The following is a 21,448-nucleotide window of genomic DNA, read 5'->3' as shown; positions in this document are numbered from 1 at the left end:
TTTATGATGACACGATAAATAATGATTGTTTATAATTGGTGCTGTGTAAATGCAAGCTCGTTAAGGAACCGCATAGCTGACGGGTAGCGTGACATTGCCCACTACCGGTACTCCATTGTTCATAAAGGGTCTAAACTTGCCCGAACGCACTTGACGCAGTGCTTCTCGATCTAAAATGGTATTCCCAGAAGATTGTGCCAGGCTGACGCTATCAATGCCGCCTTGCTTATTCACCCGTAATAGTAATACTAGATTAAAGGTATCGCCTGAACTTGCACCACGTGAGGCGCGATCAGGAAAGCTAAAGTTCGGCTTTGAAGCCCAATTGGCATTACTGGCACTAAAGTTCATGGGTGTGTTACTAGCAGCTTCTGCCTTTGCTTTCGCCTCTGCTTCCTCTTTTGCCTTTGCTTTTGCCTCTGTCTCTACTCTTGCTTTAGCATCTGCCTTAGCTTTGTCATTCTCTTGAGCTTTTGCCGCCGCTTCTGCTTCTTGAGCGGCTTGTGCCTTTTCTTGCGCTGCTTTTTCTGCTGCTTGCTGCACATCACGCATTGCCGCTTTTTCAGCTGCTAGGTTTGCTTGCTTAACGATTTCTATCTGACGCTGTTTTTCTGCTAATGCTTGTGCTGCACTATTATCAACAATCGGACGGGGTTCTTTTTCGATTACCGTTTCAGTCACAATCTTATCTTCAATAATACGTTTCTCTTGTGGCGTGGTGACTGGCTCAGGTTCAATGTTTTGTATCTTGGTTTGTTCTAGCTTAGTTTCTTCTATCTCTTTAGATGCTTCTGGCGGAATCTCTTTTATTATCGACTTAGTCTTAGGTTTTGTTTCAGGTTTTACCTCAGGCTTTGCTTTAATTTCGTGTGGCACTTGTGATGTATTTTCTGATTTTTCAGGCTCGTTTTTTTCAATCGGTTTACTGTTAGGAGCTGGATTTGTTAACTCGACAGGTTCAGGCTTAAGTGTAGAAATAGGCAGCGTCACCATTTGAATTTCAATAGGCGGTATATCCTGCGCTTTAATAACAGGGGTTGACGGTTTCATCGTCACGAGCGCCATTGCCGCAAGTACGTGTAATCCAACAACGGCACTGAGTGCTATCAGTGTCATGTTGCGTGGCGCTGTATTAAAATCCGTTGAGCCCATAACACCCTAATCATTGACCAAATTCAAAGTGGCTTAATAGTAATACAAACGATAATTATTATCAATAAAATAATTCATTGATTATTGCGTTTATTAACTGCGATGATTTATTGCCGGATGTCTTATTAAGCATAATCTTGACTTCTAAAATGCATCTTTATTATTACTCTTAAAGTGATATTGTTAATATAAATCGTTATCATTATCATTGATAAAACGTTTTCTTTCCTATATGATTATCTAAGTTTATTGCTTCTATACTATTAAATCTTTTATGTAAGTTACTAATAGACGCAATAATCTAATACATGAGCAATGTTTTAGCCTTCTATATAGAGCGCTAAACGGGCTCTTTTTCTTTTTATAGGTCATCAGTGTGTTAAATACGTACTGGTAACCATTTGTCTTATACCGAGTGTTTTATGTTTACCAATAGCTTCGCTACTACCCGTTCTGTATCACCTTCAATGTTCAAACGTCCTTTATTAACTACAATGACGGCCGTATTGCTTGCCAGCACGAGTCTAGTAGGCTGCTCACCTTCTCAGAATTCAGAATTAGATGACACGAAAAAGGAAAATAAAACGGCAGATGTGGCGTCAAATGTGGCTAATAATGATGCAATATCGGTGACAAACATTGATGTTGAGACGGTGAAAGGTAAAGTAAAATTGCCGATTAATCCTGCGCCTATTGTGGTCTATGACATGACCTTGATGCAGGATTTGGCAGCGCTAAATGTCGCCGTCGATGGTATGCCAAGCGGTCTAAAATTAGATAATCTACATTCAAAAACTCAGCCTGAGCCAAAGGAAGTCGGTACCGTATTTGAGCCAGACCTCGAGGCATTAAATGCGATGCAGCCACAAGCTATCTTGGTCGGCTCGCGTATGGCAGAGAAATATAATGCGCTATCAAGCATCGCCCCAACACTCGATATGAGTATTGATACCGCCAATATTTATGAGTCTAGCAAGCAGCGTTTGCATGATTTGGGCGCATTGTTTGGCAAAAGTGATCAAGCGTTAAAGTTGCAACAGGATATCGATGGTCTTATTGATGAGACAAAAACGGTAACCAACAATAAAGGTAATGGTTTGGTGGTCATGGTTAATGGTAATAAGCTGTCAGCCTATGGCGATAAATCACGCTTTGGCTTTATCCATACCGTACTTGGCGTACCGATGGTGGATAATCAAATTAAAGACGCTAGTCATGGTCAGCCAGTGTCATTTGAGTACTTACAAAAAACCAATCCTGACTGGCTGTTTGTGATTGACCGTAGCGCCGCTATCGGTGAAGAAAGTGTCGGTGCAAAAGCCGTCTTGGACAACCCGTTAGTCGCGCAAACGACAGCTTGGAAAAAGAATCAAGTAGTCTATCTTAGCCCAGATTCTTACCTTGCATTTGGCGGTTATTATCAGTGGATGCAGGATTTAACAGCGATTAAAACGGCATTTAATCAGGCAAAGTAAATGCTTTTATCCATTAAAAAATAGACCATAAGTAAATATTTTTGCGTAGACCTTTCACGCCAGCCATAAGTTAGCAACCGTTATGCCCCTATTTTCTAATCACGCTACTAATATTGATAACGTCAATATTGATAAATCTCTACCTTCTGCGCCATCACGATGGCAGCAGCAGGTAAATGGTGATTTAAACGCTAAATCGCCCCATACCAAAATTCCACCTTGGTTAATCAATACAGCAAGCCTTATTATCATGGGAATATTGGTATTACTGAGTTTGTCTATTGGTGTTGCCGACTTTTCATGGTCAGGAATTTTTCACAGTCTTATCACTCACAGCGCCAATTCAGACAGCTCATTGATGCTGGTCAGTCGCTTACCGCGGACGATTGCCATTATTTTGACCGGTATTGCCATGGCAGTTGCTGGGATGATTATCCAAGTCGTGCTTAAAAACCGCTTTGTAGAGCCGTCTATGGTTGGCGCGACTCAAAGCGCTGCTCTTGGCTTATTGGTGGTCAGTCTTTTCTTTCCTGCCAGCGCGCTCATTATCAAAATGAGTGTGGCAACTATCGCTGCGGTATTTGGCATGATGTTATTTATGCTGCTCATTCACAGGATTCCGCCAACTGACTTTTTGATGATTCCGCTGATTGGCATTGTTTTCGGTGGGATTATTGATGCCATAACCACCTTTATTGCTTATCAAACTGAGACCTTACAGATGCTCAGCGTTTGGCAATTCGGTGACTTCTCAAGCGTGTTGGCAGGACGTTACGAGCTGCTTTGGTTTACTGGCGTACTTTGCATTATCGCTTATATTATTGCTGATAAACTTACTATCATTGGCTTAGGTGACAATATTGCCTTGAACTTGGGTATCAGTAAACGTCATGTGACATGGATTGGCGTTGGCATGGTCGCCATGATGAGCGCAGTGGTCGTGGTCACGGTTGGGGTGATTCCATTTATTGGTTTGGTCGTGCCGAATATCGTCAGTCGTATTATGGGTGATAAGCTTAGACGCAGCTTGCCAGCGGTTGCTTTACTGGGTGCTTCAGCGGTATTGCTCTGCGATATTATCGGGCGCTCTATTCGCTATCCGTTTGAAGTACCGGTAGCAACTGTGTTTGGGGTGGTCGGTACGGTAGTGTTTTTATGGCTATTATTACGTGTGCCTGCTGAGTCCTAAGCTATCTAAACTGTATAATTTATCTTTATCGTTTTACTTGCCATTCTCTTTTATAAGATCAGCGTATGTTTTTACCTTCTGCCTCTTCCAGCCCAACGACCGATGCTACTATTGATAGTGCTACTACCAGCCTTAACCTATTAGCAAAATTTTGGGTACGGCTATGGTTAGCCGTCAGTCAACATCCAAAATCAATTGCCACCATCACTTTACTTATCTCCGCCATTTTATTTTTAACCGTTAATGTGCATGGTCATTGGGACTTTGCTTTGCCACTTCGCGGTAAAAAACTATTGGCGCTGATGGTGGTCGGTTATGCAGTTGGCGTCTCTACTCTCCTCTTTCAAACGCTAACGCATAATCCTATTTTGACACCCTCATTATTAGGCTTTGACTCGCTTTATGTGTTATTACAGAGCTTACTAGTGTTCTTTTTGGGTGCGATTAGCTTCACCAGTCTTAACCCCATTGCCAAATTCTCACTTGAGATTGTGTTGATGTTTGGCGCGTCGTTACTGCTATTTAAATTACTGTTTTCCAAAAGCAGTCAGGATTTAACGCGGCTGATATTGGTAGGTGTCATCTTTGGTGTATTGTTTCGTAGTTTATCGGCGTTGATTGCACGGCTGATTAATCCAGATGATTTTGTGGTGGTGCAATCAGCAAGTTATGCGCAATTTAATACTGTCAATCCGCAGCTCCTTGGTATCAGTCTCTTTATTTGTGTGGTGAGTGCACTATTTGTTTGGCGTTGGCGTTTTCAATGTGATGTCCTCATGTTAGGTAAGGCGCAGGCTATTAATTTAGGCATTAACTATCAGCGTTTAGCATTTGGGTTATTAACTGTCATTGCGGTATTGGTCGCAACGGCAACTGCATTAGTAGGTCCTGTGACTTTTTTTGGCTTATTAGTTTGTGCATTAACCAATCGACTGGCACGCAATATGTACCATAGCGAACGCTTAATTTTGGTTAGCTTGGTAGCGATGATTTGTTTAGTATTGGGTCAAACGCTATTTGAGCAAGTGCTTGGTATGGCTGGGGTATTGTCCGTCGTCATCGAGCTGGCAGGTGGTTTGGTATTTTTAGCCTTAATATTCATGAGCCAACGCCGTTAAGACTTAGAATTTATTACACATTCAGCGAAGAATAAGAAAGACTATGATTAAAATAAATGGCGTATCGCATCATATTGGTAAACAAAAAATCTTATATGACATTAGCTTGTCATTGCCAAGCTCACAAGTCATTGCTTTAATTGGTCCCAATGGCGCGGGTAAATCTACGCTGTTTTCGGTCATGGCACGCCTGCAAGCATTACAAACTGGACAAATAAGCTTTGCTGAGCACGATATTGTCAGCTGTGATGCGCGCACGCTTGCCACGACAGTAGCGATGCTCAGCCAAGATAATCAAGTGCAAGGGCGACTGCGGGTTCATGAGCTGCTGATGTTCGGGCGCTACCCCTATCATCAAGGACGTCCAACGGCAAAAGATCAGCAAAAAGTAGATGAAATCATCGAACGCTTCGAGCTGCAACCCTTAGCCGATCGCTTTCTATCTGCGCTATCAGGTGGACAGCGCCAGCGAGTGCTGATTGCGATGATTGTCTGCCAAGATACGCCTTATTTATTGCTCGATGAGCCACTAAATAATCTCGATATGTATCATTCAGGGCGCTTGATGCGTGAGCTACGTGAGTTGAGTCATAGCCAGCAAAAAACCGTGGTCATCGTCCTCCATGATATCAATCAAGCAGCACAGTTTGCTGATACCGTGGTGACGATGAAAGACGGTCAAGTACAAGCTATTGGTCGACCAGTGGATGTCATCACCAAAGCTACTATGAAAGACCTCTATAACGTGGACGTTACCGTGCTTAATCATCAAGGTCGCCCAGTGATTATCGATACGGTTTAAAGTCGTACTCGTAAACGGCTTTGTCAGCTTTAGCCAAACTTATCTCAGATTTCGCAAAGATTTTAAGCGTTGTTGCCGTCCTTTCCACCATAAATACACACCAGTGCCAGACAGTACCGCTACCGCTAACCCCATCAATGCTAAGAAGATTTGATATACCAGATGACCTGCGCCATGACTGATATGTCCCATGTGCAAGGTATATAACCACTGATCAACCTTATTACCAAATGAGACGTTTTGATAAGCAAAATTTACGCGCTCGATACTGCCATCTATTGCATTGACGGTAATCGAAGACGCGCCACCTTTTTTACCGATATCTTTATTAGTTTTAAAGCGCATTTGCCATTGCTTGTCTTCCTCAACCCAGCGAATACCTAATAACTGCTGCACGGTTAAGCCGTTTTCTTGCGCGACAATATTCGCTTGCTTACTTAAATAGTCGATACTATTGGCTTTATTAACCAGATTAGCGGTGCCCGTTTCACTTCTTACTAGCTCGCTAGATTTGTCCGCTTTATTTGATTTACCTTCTTTACCATCAAGCCCTACTACTGCTTGCATAACAGGCTTATAAACCTGCTGCAAATTAAAACCCACACTTGACCATGCAATCACAAACAACATCAGCCACAGCCATAAGCCAAACGCATGATGTAAGTCGTAGTTGAGCTTAAAGGTATTGGTTTTAGTACGGATTTTCCATGCCGGTAGCCAGCGCTTGAATAGAGAAGCACGTTTTTTAGCAGTTTCTTGGCGCGATACCTGATTTTTTTTAACGGCGCGTGGAAAAGTTAAATAAAAACCAATAAAGCAATTAATTGTCCAAACCAATGCAATAATACCCAATATCAGCTTGCCAATATCACCTAGTAACAGCTCACGATGTAGCCAAAACACTTTCCACATGGTATTGCGCCATGCCCATTCGTCTTTATCACGCGCCCCCATGATATCCGCAGTATAGGGATTGATATAAACTTCTTGGAACAAGGGTTTAGGCGCTATCTTTACATCACCTTTATTTTTATCAACCGCAAAGACGACGGCTCGGTTAGGCTCAATTGCTACGGGCATGGTTGAAAAACCATATTCTGGATAGCGGCTAATCACCTTGTCATGAAGGGTGGCGATAGACAATGGCGGTGTCTGCATTTTCTCAACAACCGCCAAACGCTGATTAAAGATATCGTCTAATTCATCATGAAATGCTAGTAGCGAGCCTGTAATAGCGGCAATAATTAAAAAACCTGCTATCGCAAGTCCGGTATAACGATGAATCCAAAGACAGATTTGTCGGGAGTTAAATGAGATCATCTTTCCAAATTCTTTATTAATTTTAGTTTTAAGTTTATGATTAACGGTTATTTTTTAATTATTCATAATGTAATTTAAGCGTATTTTTCCACTAAAAAAGCCAGCTGTCTCCAAAGACATCTGGCTTGTTAAATACTAATACTAGCGAAGTTCTACTTAAAACTGATACGTCAATGACGCTTTGATATTACGACCGGGCTCAAAGTCAGTAGTAGTAAAATCAGCAGTATTTAAGCGAGAGGAGTGGCTGGCGTAAGCTTCATCAAAGAGGTTATATACCCCAACCGTTGCTTTTATATTATCAAGTTGACGTGGTGTATAGTTCATATACACATCGTGAACATCATAATTTGGCTTGGTATTTTGCTTATTGTCTGTGATTGATGCGACATAAGTACTGCGCCAGCCTAAACCAACGACATCATTTGGTTCATAGTTCAAGTTCACCATGTAACGATCACCCGAGTTAGAATTACTGCCCGTTACTGATGGAATACTATCGCCTGTTTTCTCACCTTTACTACGCGCGCGGGTATAGCCCAGACCCATACTAAAGTTATTCATTTTGTAATCAGCGGCAAGCTCAACACCTTTAATTTTAAAGTCTTCATCTTTATTTACTGCGCCTTGGCACGCACCACCAGATTGTCCAGTTGCACAGTCTAAGCCAACACGAGTACCGCCCGAACGTACAAATTCAATAAAGTTTTCAATATTGGTTTCAAAGTATTTACCGCTCAGTTGGAGCGCATCGCCCGCTACTGTTAGGTCGCGTAACGTTTTGGCGATACCAATTTCAGCATTAGAGCCTTCTTCTGCTTTCAAGTTGTTATTAACGTAAGTGTTGTCACCGTCCGAATTAAAAATCGCTTGGCTTAAATCAGGACCATTAAATAATTGCGTGTAGCTGGCAAAAACTTGCGTCATTGGCGCAATTTCATAACTCGCCGCCAGTGCACCGACGACATTATCATAAGTTTTGCCACCAGCAACGAACTCTGGTGACTCATAACGATCATAACGCACACCAGGCGTTAATGTTAATTTGCCATTTTTCCACTGATCTTCTAAATATACAGAGGTATTTTTGGCTTCATCCGACCCTTTTTTGACGAAGTCGCGTTCCATCTCAGATTCTTTTTTATAGTGCTCAACACCCGCTATCAGCTTGTGCGTACCGACATTAGTGTCGATATTACTTGTATTTTGTATTTTCGCACCGGTCGTTTTAACCTGTGCGTTAAAATCAAAACCTGGGTTATTAATATAATCAGAATCGCGCAAGATACGGGTTTTGGTCTGATAAACATTGGTATCAACATCAATCAATTTGCTTGCTGGATTAAAGTTGTAATCTAACCCAAAAGTGTCGCGCTTAACTTGTTGCGGTATCGGGGCGTCAGGACGACCAGGAAAGTCTGGACGAAATGGGAAAATACCCTCTTTTTCAGTACGGCTAAAGCTTGCGCCAATATGATGATCATCGGCAACATAAGCGCCCGCCTTTAATAATATGTTTTCGCTTTTACTGTCTTCAAACAGCTCACGACCGTTACCATCCTCACCCGAACTGGTATCACGCTTGCCATAATAAGCCAATAAATCAGTATTATCGGTTGGTGCGCCAAAAACTGTTGCTGACGTTAATAACTCATCATTATTACTGGCGTAGCCTGTATGTAATTTGGCACCAATTTTTTGACTCGGTTTCAGCAGATCCACTGCATCAACGGTCTTAAAAGCAACGGCACCGCCTAATGCATCGTTACCAAGCGTCACTGAATTGTTACCCACCGCCACTTCAGACTGCTTTAATAAATCAGGATCAATCGTGACATCACCCATATGATAAAATAGCGTGCCCTCTTGACGTGCGCCATCAATGGTCACTTTTAGATTGGTATCATCTAGCCCGCGCACGCGTATGCGTTGATTAACTGACGAAGTACCGCCTACGGTAACGCCTGGTATTACATTCAAAAAGTCACTTAAATGATCGGCTTGCTGTGCTGGCGTATAGTCCTCTGTATAGACAGAACCTTCTTGTACCTTTCCTCGTACCGAACTGTTTGCAGTCACGGTAATTGTCTGTAAAGAAGTACTTGGCTCTACTTCTGCACTCGCCATTTGTGACCATAACACTGCGGCTATACCGACTGATAGCACTGTGAACTGACTAGAAAATATTGCTTCACGCATAACCGACTCACTTTATTTGACTGTAAAAACCCGAGAATTTTGTGCCCTATTATCTTTTGTATTTTGAAGCTAGCGCTATATTGGTCGTGCGCTTATGTTTTTTACGTACCACATTATTGTAGACCTCTAGCTTTAACCCTGCATAACCTGTCAATACAAACGGTATTACGAATACAAATGATAATAGTTAACATTAAAAAGAAAAGTATGATAACGAACTGTTAATAATTTAGCAATACTAGAAATAAAAAATATCGTTCGATAGTTGCGACTGATTAATTTATGGAGAGCTAATAACTCATTTATAATAAAAATAATGGTATCAATACTAGATTTATATAGGAACAAAGCAAAAAAAGCTGACCAATTGGTCAGCTTTTAATATATAATAATTAATTAAACGATTTATAATGCATCATAGATAGTATTGATTAATATAAATTACTTGATACAAACGAAAGACGCATACCATTATGTATTAACTAGAAAAACTGCTTGTTTGCGGCCATTATTCAAGTCCACAACCACGTAATATAAAAGGTACTAAGAACTCAGCCGCAAGAGTTTCATCCTCTTTATCATAAGCTGTTTTTCCCATTAAGCCGATGATTTCAGTTTCAAATTCAGCATAACGCTGAGTGGTTGCCCATACTAAAATTAACAGTTGTAATGGATCAGCAACACTAATTTTTCCTTGCTCATGCCATATTTTCATTACTTGCACTTTATCAAGTGCCCATTCTTGCATCGTTGTCGACATAAAGTCATGCAAATGAGGCGCGCCACTAATGACTTCAACAGCAAATAATTTATGGCGATTGGGATGAGCAAAAGCTTGATGCAGCTTAGTGCGAACGAATTTTTCAATGACTGTTTTAGGGTCACTATCTACCGTCATAGTCACTAGACCTTCGTTCCACTCTTGAATAATCGAGCGTAATACTACTTTATATAAATTTTTCTTATTTTTGAAATAATAGTGAATATTGGCTTTTGGTAATCCTGCGCGATCAGCGATACCTTGCATGGTCGCACCGCGGTAGCTTTTTAAGACAAACTCCTCTTCAGCTGCTCGTAATATCCGATCTTGATTGCGCGCTCGAATATCTTGCTGACTACGATGGGATGGTGCTTCCGATGCACCCACATTATTTTTCTGATTATTTTGAGTCATAATGGTCATAATTTAGGCCACACGGCAATTTTGATAAGAAAAACGCTAAATTCCTGTTAGCACTGACGATAAATGCTAGTTTTTAAGGAAAATAACACCAAAAAGCGAAATATTTTTCATAAAATAGTTGACCAAATGGTCAGGTTTTTGCACAATAGACAATATAAACCAATTGCGTTTCAATTAGTATCATTTTAATAAACGATTCTCATCGCTTATTACACTTTTAAAACTTTCTACTTAGGGTGTTTCTTGTTTATAAAGAACATAATCCCGTCGTAATATTGGTTTGCCCTATCGAGTTATGTCACTCAATTTATATAAAGGGATGGTTATATCACCTTTGCCTGTTAGACTATCGGGCTTCACTATTAAAAGAAAAGGATGTCATCATGAGCTTAACCCTGTCAGAATTTAACGACCTTTCTCAAGAAGATGCTACAGCAAAACTGTTAACTTGCTGCACGAGCAGTAATTGGGCACAGCAACTTGCTGGTGCTCGTCCTTTTGCTGATATCGATACTATGCTGGCTGCTAGTGATAGCGCCTGGAACGAAGCTCAAACCAGTGAAGCCAATTTAATTGAAGCCTTTGATGGTCATCCACAAATTGGTAACGTTGACTCGCTAAAAGAAAAATATCGTAATACGCAAGACAGCGCTGCGCATGAGCAGTCAGGCGCTGCTGAAGCTGAAGATCAAGTGCTCGAAGCGCTTGCCCAAGGCAATCAAGATTATATCGATAAATTTGGTTTTATCTTTATTGTCTTTGCAACAGGCAAGAGCGCGCAGCAAATGCTTGATTTATTATTGGCACGTCTGCCAAATGATCGCACAACTGAGCTTGCTAATGCAGCAGCTGAGCAAAACAAAATAACGCGTCTACGTATCCAAAAGCTATTTGGTCTTGCATAGATAGCAATTAGAAATAGAGTGTCACCTATCTATATGTTTTAGTTAGATAATTTAGCTGTATAATATTAAGAAAGTGCTTAGTAATAAGCTATCACCCTAACGGAATTTCACTTATAATAAGGAAGCATTATGTCAGCCACCCTGTCATCACATATTTTAGATACACATTTAGGCAAACCTGCTGCTGATATCGCAGTGACTCTACATCGCGTATCAGACAATGGTGAAGCTACCCTACTTGCTAATGGCACTACCAACAATGATGGTCGTGTAACACCTGATAGCTGGAATTTTGATGCCGCTGTTGATAGCGCTGAGTGCAACTTAAACAACGGTCGTTATACTTTGACCTTTGATACTCAATCTTATTTTGATGCACAAAAACTAACCGCGTTTTATCCACAAGTTGTGATCGATTTTGTGGTAAGTGATGCCAGCCATTATCATGTACCGTTATTGCTAAGTGCACATGGCTATGGTACGTATCGCGGTTCGTAAGTCACTCTTAAGTCACTATGCCTATCTGGTGCATTTACTGGATAGGTACTTTCAATACAAGTATTTAGTGCAAGCATTATTTTTAAATCTGTAAATACATCACAAATCGCTAACTCTAGTAGTTTGATTCATTGTTTTAATCGATTGGTATTAGAACTGAATTGCTTAACGATATAAAGTCGTTTGATTCTCGCTACTCCTATGGATGGTATTGACAGAATCAAACATTAGATATCAAAGCCGGCACCGCCTTTACTTGTCTCATCATCTTGGTATCACTAGTTTGTTATACCAAGATGATGCGCCGCTGCCGTTACCACTTACTAAGACAGAACAATACAAAAAGGACATTTGATACATGGGCGCATATTATCTCGATTGGTTAAACCTATTCTTCCGCTGGTTCCACGTCATTGCTGGCGTAGCATGGATTGGCGCCTCTTTCTACTTCGTATGGCTAGACATGAGCCTTCAGAAGCCGCCAGAATGGAAAGCCAAAAAAGGCATTTCAGGCGATCTTTGGGCTGTTCACGGCGGTGGTTTCTATGAAATTGCCAAATACAAGCTTGAACCTGAAGAAATGCCAAAAACATTGCATTGGTTCAAATGGGAAGCTTATACCACATGGCTTACCGGTATGGCGATGCTATCTATCGTCTATTACGCCAATGCGACTGCTTATTTGGTAGATCCAAGTAAGATTGCGTTTACCAATATTCAAGCAATCGCTGTCAGTTTAGCCTTCTTGTTCGGCAGCTACCTTATTTATGAACTTATTGTTCGTAGCCATATAGGCAAAAATAAACTGGTTTTTAGTGTCACTATCTTTATATTAATAGTTATTGCCACTTGGGGTTCTTACCAACTGTTCAGTGACCGTGCCTCATTTATCCACGTTGGTGCCATCTTAGGTACGATCATGGCAGGTAACGTATTCTTTGGTATTATGCCTGCGCAGCGTGCGTTGGTGGATTGTGTTCGTAAAGGCGAAAAACCAGGTCCAGATGTAGCAGCTTTAGCATTAATGGCCAGAAACCGTTCAGTGATGAATAACTACTTTACCCTACCGTTAATTTTTATCATGATTAGTAATCACTATCCAATGATGTATTCACATGCACAAGGTTGGTTAGTATTGGTATTCGTCGGTATTATTACGGCAACTGCCCGTCATTTCTTCAACGAAAAACATTTGGGTCGCAATAAACCAGGTTATTTAATCGTTCCTGCCATTGCTACACTTGCATTAATCTTCTGGATGCGCCCTGCTCCAATTGAAGCGGCACCTGCACCAGTTGTTAGCGCAACAACGACTACTGACAGTGCTACTGCTGGCGTTGCCTCAGGCGATGAAGCGATGATGGCGGTTGTTCATGAGCGCTGTACTACTTGTCATGCGGCACAACCAACGCAAGCTGGCTTTGCTGCGCCACCAGCGGGTATTATTCTTCAAACTCCTGAAGACATGAAAATTCATAAAGCTAAAATTGTTACTGCAGTACAAAGTGGATATATGCCACTAGGTAACATTACTAAATTGACTGACGAAGAACGTCAGCAGCTAGTAGCTTACACTTCAGGTTTATAATTTTAAAATTATTATACCTCATGTGCTAGCTGGTTCATTACCGGCTAGTAACAACATCTATCCCCCCGAATACACATTAATTATTTTGATGATTATCGTGTATTCGCACTATCCTATATATCTTAATATTCAATTAAAAACTAAAACTATAAATATCTTAGCGGTTATAATGTCTCTTATGTTTTGGCTAACCGAACCTTACACCTCTCTTATTATTTTTTATTCATATTAAGCAAAAATTATCTTGACCAAATCATCATATAGACATACAGTAAAGAAGGCTTAATTGTGGCTGCCATCTGCTAAAAGGAAGAACAGATGTCTAATAAGCGCCAACAAAATCCAACTATATATGATCACAGTCTACTTGATCCTAATATCCAGCACTCAAGATTATATAACAAAGATTTAGCACCATTACCGCCAAGTGAACGAACTTGGGGTTGGTTTTCTATATTCAACGTTTGGTCAAATGATATCCAAAGCTTATTCGGCTATACGCTTGCTGCTTCATTATTCTTAAGTTATGGTTTAAGCGGTTGGTGGGTGATGGCAGCCATCATATGTGCCGGCTTTATTGTGATGCTAATGGTCAATCTAACGGGTAGGCCTAGTGTTAAATACGGTATTCCCTTTCCGGTACTCATACGTGCAAGCCTTGGCGTTAACGGCGCAAATTTACCTGCGGTCCTGCGAGCAATCATTGGAATTTTTTGGTACGGGGTTCAGACCTATTTTGCCTCAACCGCTGTTGCTATTTTATTAACCTTAATCATGGGTGGATCAGATGCCACCTTACTAGGTTTAAACAGTACTGCTTGGGTTGCCTTTGTCATTGTTTGGCTATTTCAGATTATGCTATTTTGGGCAGGTATTGAACCCATTAAGCACTTCTTAAACTGGGCAGGACCTTTGGTATATGTAGTGATGGTCGTTTTGATGGGTATGATATGGTATCAGTCGGGATCAGAATTACTACCAGCCATCAGTTCCATTTTTACCAGTAATAGTGATTATGATGGTAGCCAACTTCAGGCATTTACAGCCATTGTCGGTACAATGGTGGCTTATTTTGCTGCGGTAGTCATTAATTTTGGGGACTTTTCACGCTTTTTACGCAGTGAACGAGATATGAAGCTAGGGAACTTAATCGGTCTACCGGTTAATATGTTTTTCTTTTCATTTATTGCTCTTGTGATTACAGCAGGTACGTTAGTTGTATTTGGCGAAGCCTTAACTAATCCTTCCGATATTGTTGAACGTGTTGATGCTGTACCATTAACTATTGTAGCCGCCCTAACTTTCTTTGCAGCGACAGTTGGTATCAACATGGTCGCAAACTTTATACCGCCTGCCTATGATTTGGCCAACCTTTTTCCTAAGTATATTAGCTTTCGAAAAGGTGGTTTGATTACTGCAGTAATTGCATTTTTTGTTGGTGGTTTATGGCTATCTTTTATCAGTAAAATAGGTATTGTTGGTTTTGTTAATGCCATCGGTGCAGTCATCGCGCCTTTCTTCGGTATTTTGGTGGTTGATTATTACCTTATTAAACGCCAACATATTGATATGAATGATCTATTCTCTGATAAGCCTACCGGCGCATATTATTATTATAAAGGTTGGAATATTCGAGGTTTGATTGCATTTGCCTTTGGTGCTGTATTCTCTATTGCAACCATACTTGTACCTATGCTTTCCAAGCTTGAAGGTTATGGATTTTTAATGGGTGCAGCAATTGGTGGTATTGTTTATTGGCTACTTATGCGCCCTTACGCTGTCTCGCCGAATGAAACAGTACAGTCAAATAATAGTTAACTTTATAAAGTAAATAACTTTTCCTAAATGTTACTTTTTAAAGTAAAGAACGTTCAAAACAAGCAGTTTTCATAAAAATTACATTTAGGGGAGTTGGTGAGTGTGCTAACCATTGCTGTCATTATAATGATTAATTAGCGTACTTCTAGCACCCCCACCAGGTTAACCACCTTTTAGTTTTAATCCATTTTATTGTTAACCTACTTATTTCTAGCCTTTTCGCTAAACCATCATATGATATTCATATGATTATTAAGTCTTGAGTAAATATATTGCTCTATTTTTCATTAAGGATAAAATACAATGACGCAGAAGATTACCAGTGACTTTGATCAGGACGCTTATCCTCGCGACCTCAAAGGCTACGGCGATAATCCACCAAAAGCAAATTGGCCAGGTGGAGCAAAAATCGCGGTTCAGTTCGTACTAAATATTGAAGAAGGCGCAGAGAACAGTGTCCTTCATGGCGATGGTCATTCTGAGCGCTTTTTATCTGACGTATTAGGTACGCCTGAATTTCTCAATCGTCACCAATCTATCGAGTCTGCCTTTGAATACGGTAGTCGCGTTGGAGTTTGGCGTGTGCTTGACGTATTCAAAGAGTATGGCTTGCCAATTACTACTTTCACCTGCGCCACTGCTGCTGAAAAGACGCCACATATTGTCGAGCGTATCTTGGAAGACGGACATGAAGTAGCAAGTCACGGTCTGCGCTGGATTACTTATCAAGACATGTATCGTGAGACAGAACGTGAACATGTACGTGCTGCAACTAAAATATTTGAAAGGATGCTTGGCGGACAGCCATTAGGCTGGTACACTGGACGTGATAGTCCCAACACGCGTGAATTGGTTGCCGAACAAGGCGGTTATATCTATGACTCCGATTCATACGCTGATGAGCTCCCATACTGGCTCAATGTTAAAGTACAAGATGGCAATACTTTAACGCGCAAGCCGCATCTGGTTATTCCTTACACGCTTGAAACTAACGATATGCGTTTTTCTTCAAGTCCTGGATTTACTAACGCTGAACCTTTTTATCAATATCTAAAAGACAGCTTCGATACCTTATATGAAGAAGGTCAAGACACGCCAAAAATGCTAACGATTGGTTTGCATTGCCGCATCATTGGTCGTGCTGGTCGTATTAAAGCGCTCAAACAATTTCTACAATACATCACCAGTAAACCCGATGTTTGGGTATGCCGCCGTGATGAAATCGCCAAGCACTGGTATGAAAATCATCCAGCAACTGCCGATAATACTTCAAACTGGATGTAATCTTAAACAGTCTATACCTCAGTGATTCCATTGCTCAAAAACTACATCTTATGTTCGGTATTTTCTTAGTATAAATAAGCAAATACCGATAACATTCAGTCTGATCGTTTATTAATATGAGCAGAAAACTGCGCATAAACTGCCTAGCTATAACCATCGTACAGCACTAGAAAAATCTTACGAATAAAAACCTGATACCGCTATCGACCACTGACGGTCTATCACTTAATAAGTTGCTAAAACAACTAAATAAATATCATTGTTTATTAACCTAAGGGTGAATTCATGAAAACCACAATAATTGCTCAACCTTTAACTAAAGCTGCTTTTGCTCCTTATGGCTCAGTGATTGAGCCTTATGATGATCAAGAAAAATGTCCTGAAAACAGCTGGGATATCAATCGTGGCTTTGCCTGTCGCCATAACGCTATCTCAAAAGTTAGTCATGACGGCGGAGAAGTAGGTTTTAGTATTTTCCGTACCAAAAGACGTGATTGCCCTATTACTTTATCAGTTATGGAATACCATCCGTTTGGTACGCAAGCCTTCTTTTCTATAAATTCAACAGACTATATAGTTGTTGTGGCCAAAGCTGGTGAGCCACCTAAGTCTGCTGATGATTTGGAAGTGTTTTATGCTCATTCGCATCAAGGCGTACAGTATGATGCCAATGTTTGGCATCACCCGCTACTAGCGCTAAAAGCGGATTGTGATTTCTTAGTTGTCGATCGTATCAATGGCGATGGTAATAACTGCTATGAATTCGAGATTGATGATTGGGAAGTTTGTGTCGATGTGTCTGCTGAGCAAGCTAAATCAGAGAGAGCAAAGGCTAATACTGTTTAGAAATTAAATAAGTAGTCTTTTGGTTATGCTCTAAAAAGCACACTGAAAACACACATAGCAATAATTGTTATAAAAGACCGCCAAATTAAGCAGGCTGAAATAATTACCGAGCTTTTTAGAAAAATAACATGTTTTTCTAATGGCTCGTTTTAACCGATGTCTGAGACGGCAGTTATTGCCCTATATAACTACGGTATGCTATTTTTCTTCCCGTTTATTATCCTGCTTAAAAGCGGTTAAAAAACTGTTTCAGTTATCCATACTAACAGAGCGATACGTTACTTGAAGATGATTGAGACGAGAACGTAGCTTTCTTTGTTTAGTCGCTTTATATTGGCAAGATAGTTCAGGAAAAAATTGCTCATTATCTGTACGATTTGCTATAATATGGGTAAGATTTGCTATAAAAATTGGTCAAAAAATACTAACTTTTAAGCTAGTACTTACCCTTTTTTAGTCATTGTAAACTATTGTTTTTATTATTAATAATAATTATTTTTGTGCATTCTGAAATACTCCCTAACTCGTAAGTGATTATGAGCGGGCACAATCTCATCAAGTCGATGTTCTTGAAGAATTAAGTGTACAAAAAATTGAAAATAGATTAGAAAACAATGCGTAAAGACTGTCAGGTTACGTGGTTCGATGGGTTGATTTAGGCATGGGAGCTTCTAAGATGCCTGATATCTATAACATTGTACTCATGGAAGACAGAGCAACTTTACATATTTATAGTTAGCATATCTGCAACTGATTAAAGCATGGAATCTTAGATAAATCGAAGCTCCATGCGTCATTAGAAAAAACAGCATCAGTTATAGTTGTCGATAAACAAAATTAAACCGATCCAAACTACTGGGCTATGTCTAACGTCTAACGATTTTGACAATAGCTTAGCCTTTCAAGCTGCATTTGATTTAGTTAAAGGGAAATCCCAGCAAAACGGGTATACCTGACTTTTGCTCCATGAGTTCAGACACGAATCTATCGCGGCACAACACCACTAAGGAACATTAACAATGTCAACAAAAAGTACTTATTACGCACCAACTGGCGGATTACCTCCTCAAACACAACTACTATCTGATCGTGCTATCTTCACCGAAAGCTATGCGATTATCCCTAAACGTGTACTAACCGACATTGTAATTAGCTATTTACCTTTTTGGACAGGCATGCGCATGTGGGTACTTGCACGTCCACTTTCAGGTTTCTCTGAGACTTTTTCACAGTATATCGTCGAAGTTGAGCCTAATGGTGGCTCAGAAAAGCCTGAGCTAGATGCAAATGCTGAAGGCGTCGTATTCATCGTTGAAGGCGAAATGGATATCACTATTGAAGGTGAGTCTCATCATCTTGAATCAGGTGGTTATGCATTCTTACCACCTGGCTGCAAATGGACGCTAAAAAACAATAGCGACAAGCATGTTAAATTCCATTGGATTCGTAAAGCTTATCAACATTGTGAAGGTGTTGATGTGCCTGAAGCTTTTGTTACTAGCGACCATGATGTTGAAGCGATTGAAATGCCGGGTACTGGTGGCGTATGGACAACCACTCGATTTACCGAGCAGTCTGATATGCGTCACGACATGCATGTGAATATTGTGACTTTCCAGCCAGGCGGCGTAATTCCATTTGATGAAACTCATGTAATGGAACATGGTTTGTATGTACTAGAAGGTAAAGCCGTCTATCACTTAAACGGTGAATGGGTAGAAGTTGAAGCAGGTGACTTTATGTGGCTACGCGCATTCTGCCCACAATCTTGTTACGCTGGCGGTCCTGGTCCATTTAGATATTTACTGTATAAAGACGTGAATAGACATATGCCGTTTATTCGTCCAGTAAAATAAGTAATATTAAGGCACAATCGTTAATCCGAATATGTCATTGATTACTTTTAAAACTACGCTAGCAATAGAATTGCTAGCGTAGTTTTTTATGAAAAGTAATAATCTTGAGCTAACTTCCAACCTGCATTAAGTATCGTTTCAAACTCCAATAGTGTTCGATTTGATGTTCTTTTATGTCAATTATGGCGATGTCTGATGTCAGCATGATTTTTAGAACACCACCAAAATTTTTAATGGTAGAGCCAGCTAATTATGATTAGCTGGCTTTTTAGTTTTATGCTGAATTAAATATTTTTAAAAGACAGCTTTAATAAAGTAATGCTAAAACGTTCAATCACTTTACTTGTTTTTTATGTACTATTGTACTAGAATACTGAAACAAAATAGCTGTTAATCTCTTTTTTTATTAAGATTAAATATTATGAGTACTGACCCTTATCGCAGTTTATTAAATCATTTAGCCAGTTGTCATGACAGCGCCGATATCGAAATGCTGCTAAATGCACTGCTAACAGATAAAGAGCAATTTGAGATTGCCAATCGTATTCGGATTTTTGATTTACTAGAGCGCGGCGTTACCCAACGTGAAATATCTGAGCAATTAGGTGTCGGTGTTGCAACTGTCTCACGCGGTGCCAAAGCCACGCAGATTCACGATGTTAGTGCGCTGCTGACGACCCACAGACAAGATGCGTAATACATTAATCAACACTACCTAAACTTATTTTAACTACACCTATTTGAATTACTTTGGATCTCGTTATGACCTCTCCTATATCCCAGCACATCCAGCCTGCTGCTATTGATATTCCTAGCAAGCCGCAGCGGATAAAGCTGACGCAAGATATTGATTTTTTCGCGTTATTTAAACGTATTGAGTATGTTTTCAATACCTGTTATTTACTAGAATCCTTAGGCGAAGACAGTCATATGTCACGCCATCATGCCATTGGTTTTGATCCGGTGATGACCATTGCTGCCATTGACCGCACAACTCTTGCCATTACCGATAATAAAACCGCTGAAACCAAACACTATCAGACTGACAACCCCTATCAGCTGCTACGCACAATTACCCCGCAGCATGTCATCGCCCGTGACCAAACGGGTGGCTTAGTCGGTTATTTGGGTTATGACAGTGTAAATTTCTTTGAGCCCAGCATAAATGCTAAGCCTAGTGATGATTTTGAACCGTTTAAATTTGGCGTCTATTTAGATGGCTTGACGCTCGATAAGATGACCGGCGAGATTTTCTATTTTTACTATCCAACCGAGCAACAAAACAACCGTATCGAGCAAATTAAAGCCTTAATTAATATGCCAATTCCAAGCTATGAGCCGCCCACCGTAGAATTTTTGGGTGATGGGATGAGTAAAGATGAACATGCTAAAGTTGTCATGCAAGTCAAAGAAGACATCATCTCTGGGCGTATTTTTCAGTGTGAAGTCGGCTTTAAGTCCAAATATCGTATTGCTGGCGATAAGATGCCGATTTATGAAAAGCTGCGGGCGGTCAACCCATCACCGCACATGTACTTTATGAAATTTGCTCAGCAGTGCATCATCGGTGCCTCACCTGAATTACTATTTCGCCTGCGTCAAGGCGAGATGGAGACTTATCCACTCGCCGGTACGGCAAAGCGTGGCGTTGATGAGGTAGAAGATCGTCAATTGGCGCGTGCTTTATTAAATGATGCTAAAGAGATTGCCGAGCACAATATGCTGGTCGATTTACATCGTAATGATATTGGGCGCGTCGCACGATTTGGTACGGTAAAGGTACGTAATTTGATGGATATCAAACGCTTCTCACACGTACAGCATATTTCTTCTGAAATCGTCGGTATTTTGCATCCTGATGAGGATATGTTTAGCGCGCTTGCTAGTAATTTTCCTGCCGGAACGTTATCAGGCGCACCAAAGATTGAGGCCATCAAAGTTATTAATGAGCTAGAGCCAGATGGTCGCGGTGCTTATGGCGGCGCACTTGGATCGTTTAACTTTAACGGCGATTGTATTTTTGCCATTCCGATTCGGAGCCTATTTATTAATGGGGAATCTGCGTATGCACAAACTTGCGGTGGTAATGTCTACGATTCTAATCCAGCCGATGAATATTTAGAAATTCAGCGCAAGCTATCGGCAATGAAGGTTGTACTAGACAGCTTTATACACCCTTAACACCATTATTGCTATAAACCGTATTCTATAAAAG

Annotated in this window: 17 protein-coding genes and 1 pseudogene; 14 read left to right on the top strand and 4 right to left on the bottom strand. The window is 40.5% G+C overall.

Annotation, left to right across the window (positions count from 1 at the left end):
- Window positions 1–60 precede the first annotated feature (60 nt).
- Window positions 61–1,152, bottom strand: a complete 1,092-nt coding sequence (locus tag H2245_RS00850; protein ID WP_182405132.1) for an energy transducer TonB — start codon at window positions 1,150–1,152, stop codon at window positions 61–63.
- A 422-nt stretch (window positions 1,153–1,574) separates the two neighbouring features.
- Between H2245_RS00850 and H2245_RS00845 the strand changes: the two genes are divergently transcribed.
- The 4 genes from H2245_RS00845 (at window position 1,575) to H2245_RS00830 (ending at window position 5,736) form a co-directional block, all read left to right on the top strand.
- A complete protein-coding gene (locus H2245_RS00845; RefSeq protein WP_182405131.1) occupies window positions 1,575–2,627 on the top strand; it encodes a siderophore ABC transporter substrate-binding protein in 1,053 nt (350 codons plus the stop codon).
- Between the two features lie 82 nt (window positions 2,628–2,709).
- The gene (locus tag H2245_RS00840) at window positions 2,710–3,816 is read left to right on the top strand and encodes an ABC transporter permease (protein ID WP_220464342.1); all 1,107 of its coding nucleotides are present in this window, start codon (window positions 2,710–2,712) and stop codon (window positions 3,814–3,816) included.
- 65 nt (window positions 3,817–3,881) lie between these two features.
- Complete coding sequence (locus H2245_RS00835) at window positions 3,882–4,934, top strand: iron chelate uptake ABC transporter family permease subunit (protein ID WP_182405130.1); 1,053 nt, start codon at window positions 3,882–3,884, stop codon at window positions 4,932–4,934.
- A gap of 43 nt (window positions 4,935–4,977) precedes the next feature.
- On the top strand, window positions 4,978–5,736 hold the full coding sequence (locus tag H2245_RS00830) for an ABC transporter ATP-binding protein (protein WP_182405129.1): 759 nt from the start codon (window positions 4,978–4,980) through the stop codon (window positions 5,734–5,736).
- 39 nt (window positions 5,737–5,775) lie between these two features.
- Here H2245_RS00830 and H2245_RS00825 read toward each other — a convergent pair whose 3' ends face one another.
- From H2245_RS00825 to H2245_RS00815, 3 genes are all read right to left on the bottom strand, one after another.
- Window positions 5,776–7,056, bottom strand: coding sequence for a PepSY domain-containing protein (locus H2245_RS00825; protein WP_182405128.1), 1,281 nt, complete (start codon window positions 7,054–7,056; stop codon window positions 5,776–5,778).
- Between the two features lie 156 nt (window positions 7,057–7,212).
- Window positions 7,213–9,255, bottom strand: a complete 2,043-nt coding sequence (locus H2245_RS00820) for a TonB-dependent receptor domain-containing protein (RefSeq protein ID WP_182405127.1) — start codon at window positions 9,253–9,255, stop codon at window positions 7,213–7,215.
- A 508-nt stretch (window positions 9,256–9,763) separates the two neighbouring features.
- Window positions 9,764–10,438 (bottom strand): TetR/AcrR family transcriptional regulator, encoded by a 675-nt coding sequence (locus H2245_RS00815; RefSeq protein WP_259365022.1) that lies wholly within the window; start codon window positions 10,436–10,438, stop codon window positions 9,764–9,766.
- 383 nt (window positions 10,439–10,821) lie between these two features.
- On the opposite strand from H2245_RS00815, the gene uraD reads away from it, so the two are divergent.
- The 10 genes and pseudogenes from uraD to H2245_RS00765 all read left to right on the top strand — a co-directional run bounded on the left by uraD (window position 10,822) and on the right by H2245_RS00765 (window position 21,414).
- A complete protein-coding gene (uraD, locus tag H2245_RS00810; protein ID WP_182405126.1) occupies window positions 10,822–11,343 on the top strand; it encodes a 2-oxo-4-hydroxy-4-carboxy-5-ureidoimidazoline decarboxylase in 522 nt (173 codons plus the stop codon).
- 129 nt (window positions 11,344–11,472) lie between these two features.
- On the top strand, window positions 11,473–11,841 hold the full coding sequence (uraH, locus tag H2245_RS00805; RefSeq protein WP_182405125.1) for a hydroxyisourate hydrolase: 369 nt from the start codon (window positions 11,473–11,475) through the stop codon (window positions 11,839–11,841).
- A gap of 358 nt (window positions 11,842–12,199) precedes the next feature.
- Window positions 12,200–13,429 (top strand): urate hydroxylase PuuD, encoded by a 1,230-nt coding sequence (locus H2245_RS00800; protein ID WP_182405124.1) that lies wholly within the window; start codon window positions 12,200–12,202, stop codon window positions 13,427–13,429.
- A 318-nt stretch (window positions 13,430–13,747) separates the two neighbouring features.
- The gene (locus tag H2245_RS00795) at window positions 13,748–15,247 is read left to right on the top strand and encodes an NCS1 family nucleobase:cation symporter-1 (RefSeq protein WP_182405123.1); all 1,500 of its coding nucleotides are present in this window, start codon (window positions 13,748–13,750) and stop codon (window positions 15,245–15,247) included.
- A 303-nt stretch (window positions 15,248–15,550) separates the two neighbouring features.
- Window positions 15,551–16,531, top strand: a complete 981-nt coding sequence (gene puuE / locus H2245_RS00790; RefSeq protein ID WP_182405122.1) for an allantoinase PuuE — start codon at window positions 15,551–15,553, stop codon at window positions 16,529–16,531.
- A gap of 285 nt (window positions 16,532–16,816) precedes the next feature.
- Complete coding sequence (locus H2245_RS00785) at window positions 16,817–17,377, top strand: ureidoglycolate lyase (RefSeq protein ID WP_182405121.1); 561 nt, start codon at window positions 16,817–16,819, stop codon at window positions 17,375–17,377.
- A gap of 631 nt (window positions 17,378–18,008) precedes the next feature.
- Window positions 18,009–18,113, top strand: a pseudogene (locus H2245_RS12200) (hypothetical protein); the annotation flags it as partial.
- Between the two features lie 283 nt (window positions 18,114–18,396).
- The gene (locus tag H2245_RS00775; RefSeq protein WP_182405119.1) at window positions 18,397–19,233 is read left to right on the top strand and encodes a bifunctional allantoicase/(S)-ureidoglycine aminohydrolase; all 837 of its coding nucleotides are present in this window, start codon (window positions 18,397–18,399) and stop codon (window positions 19,231–19,233) included.
- A 421-nt stretch (window positions 19,234–19,654) separates the two neighbouring features.
- On the top strand, window positions 19,655–19,930 hold the full coding sequence (locus H2245_RS00770; RefSeq protein ID WP_182405118.1) for a Trp family transcriptional regulator: 276 nt from the start codon (window positions 19,655–19,657) through the stop codon (window positions 19,928–19,930).
- Between the two features lie 65 nt (window positions 19,931–19,995).
- On the top strand, window positions 19,996–21,414 hold the full coding sequence (locus H2245_RS00765; protein ID WP_182405117.1) for an anthranilate synthase component I family protein: 1,419 nt from the start codon (window positions 19,996–19,998) through the stop codon (window positions 21,412–21,414).
- Window positions 21,415–21,448 lie beyond the last annotated feature (34 nt).

This window comes from Psychrobacter sp. GP33 (assembly GCF_014119005.1).
In the GTDB taxonomy this organism is placed as follows: Bacteria; Pseudomonadota; Gammaproteobacteria; order Pseudomonadales; family Moraxellaceae; genus Psychrobacter.
The sequence above is the reverse complement of the archived record's forward strand: the minus strand, read 5'-3'. Positions and strand labels throughout refer to the sequence as shown.

Coding starts and splice junctions, on each gene's coding strand:
- H2245_RS00850 (WP_182405132.1), bottom strand. CDS start 1,152: ATGGGCTCAACGGATTTTAATACAGCGCCACGCAACATGACACTGATA.
- H2245_RS00845 (WP_182405131.1), top strand. CDS start 1,575: ATGTTTACCAATAGCTTCGCTACTACCCGTTCTGTATCACCTTCAATG.
- H2245_RS00840 (WP_220464342.1), top strand. CDS start 2,710: ATGCCCCTATTTTCTAATCACGCTACTAATATTGATAACGTCAATATT.
- H2245_RS00835 (WP_182405130.1), top strand. CDS start 3,882: ATGTTTTTACCTTCTGCCTCTTCCAGCCCAACGACCGATGCTACTATT.
- H2245_RS00830 (WP_182405129.1), top strand. CDS start 4,978: ATGATTAAAATAAATGGCGTATCGCATCATATTGGTAAACAAAAAATC.
- H2245_RS00825 (WP_182405128.1), bottom strand. CDS start 7,056: ATGATCTCATTTAACTCCCGACAAATCTGTCTTTGGATTCATCGTTAT.
- H2245_RS00820 (WP_182405127.1), bottom strand. CDS start 9,255: ATGCGTGAAGCAATATTTTCTAGTCAGTTCACAGTGCTATCAGTCGGT.
- H2245_RS00815 (WP_259365022.1), bottom strand. CDS start 10,438: ATGACCATTATGACTCAAAATAATCAGAAAAATAATGTGGGTGCATCG.
- uraD (WP_182405126.1), top strand. CDS start 10,822: ATGAGCTTAACCCTGTCAGAATTTAACGACCTTTCTCAAGAAGATGCT.
- uraH (WP_182405125.1), top strand. CDS start 11,473: ATGTCAGCCACCCTGTCATCACATATTTTAGATACACATTTAGGCAAA.
- H2245_RS00800 (WP_182405124.1), top strand. CDS start 12,200: ATGGGCGCATATTATCTCGATTGGTTAAACCTATTCTTCCGCTGGTTC.
- H2245_RS00795 (WP_182405123.1), top strand. CDS start 13,748: ATGTCTAATAAGCGCCAACAAAATCCAACTATATATGATCACAGTCTA.
- puuE (WP_182405122.1), top strand. CDS start 15,551: ATGACGCAGAAGATTACCAGTGACTTTGATCAGGACGCTTATCCTCGC.
- H2245_RS00785 (WP_182405121.1), top strand. CDS start 16,817: ATGAAAACCACAATAATTGCTCAACCTTTAACTAAAGCTGCTTTTGCT.
- H2245_RS00775 (WP_182405119.1), top strand. CDS start 18,397: ATGTCAACAAAAAGTACTTATTACGCACCAACTGGCGGATTACCTCCT.
- H2245_RS00770 (WP_182405118.1), top strand. CDS start 19,655: ATGAGTACTGACCCTTATCGCAGTTTATTAAATCATTTAGCCAGTTGT.
- H2245_RS00765 (WP_182405117.1), top strand. CDS start 19,996: ATGACCTCTCCTATATCCCAGCACATCCAGCCTGCTGCTATTGATATT.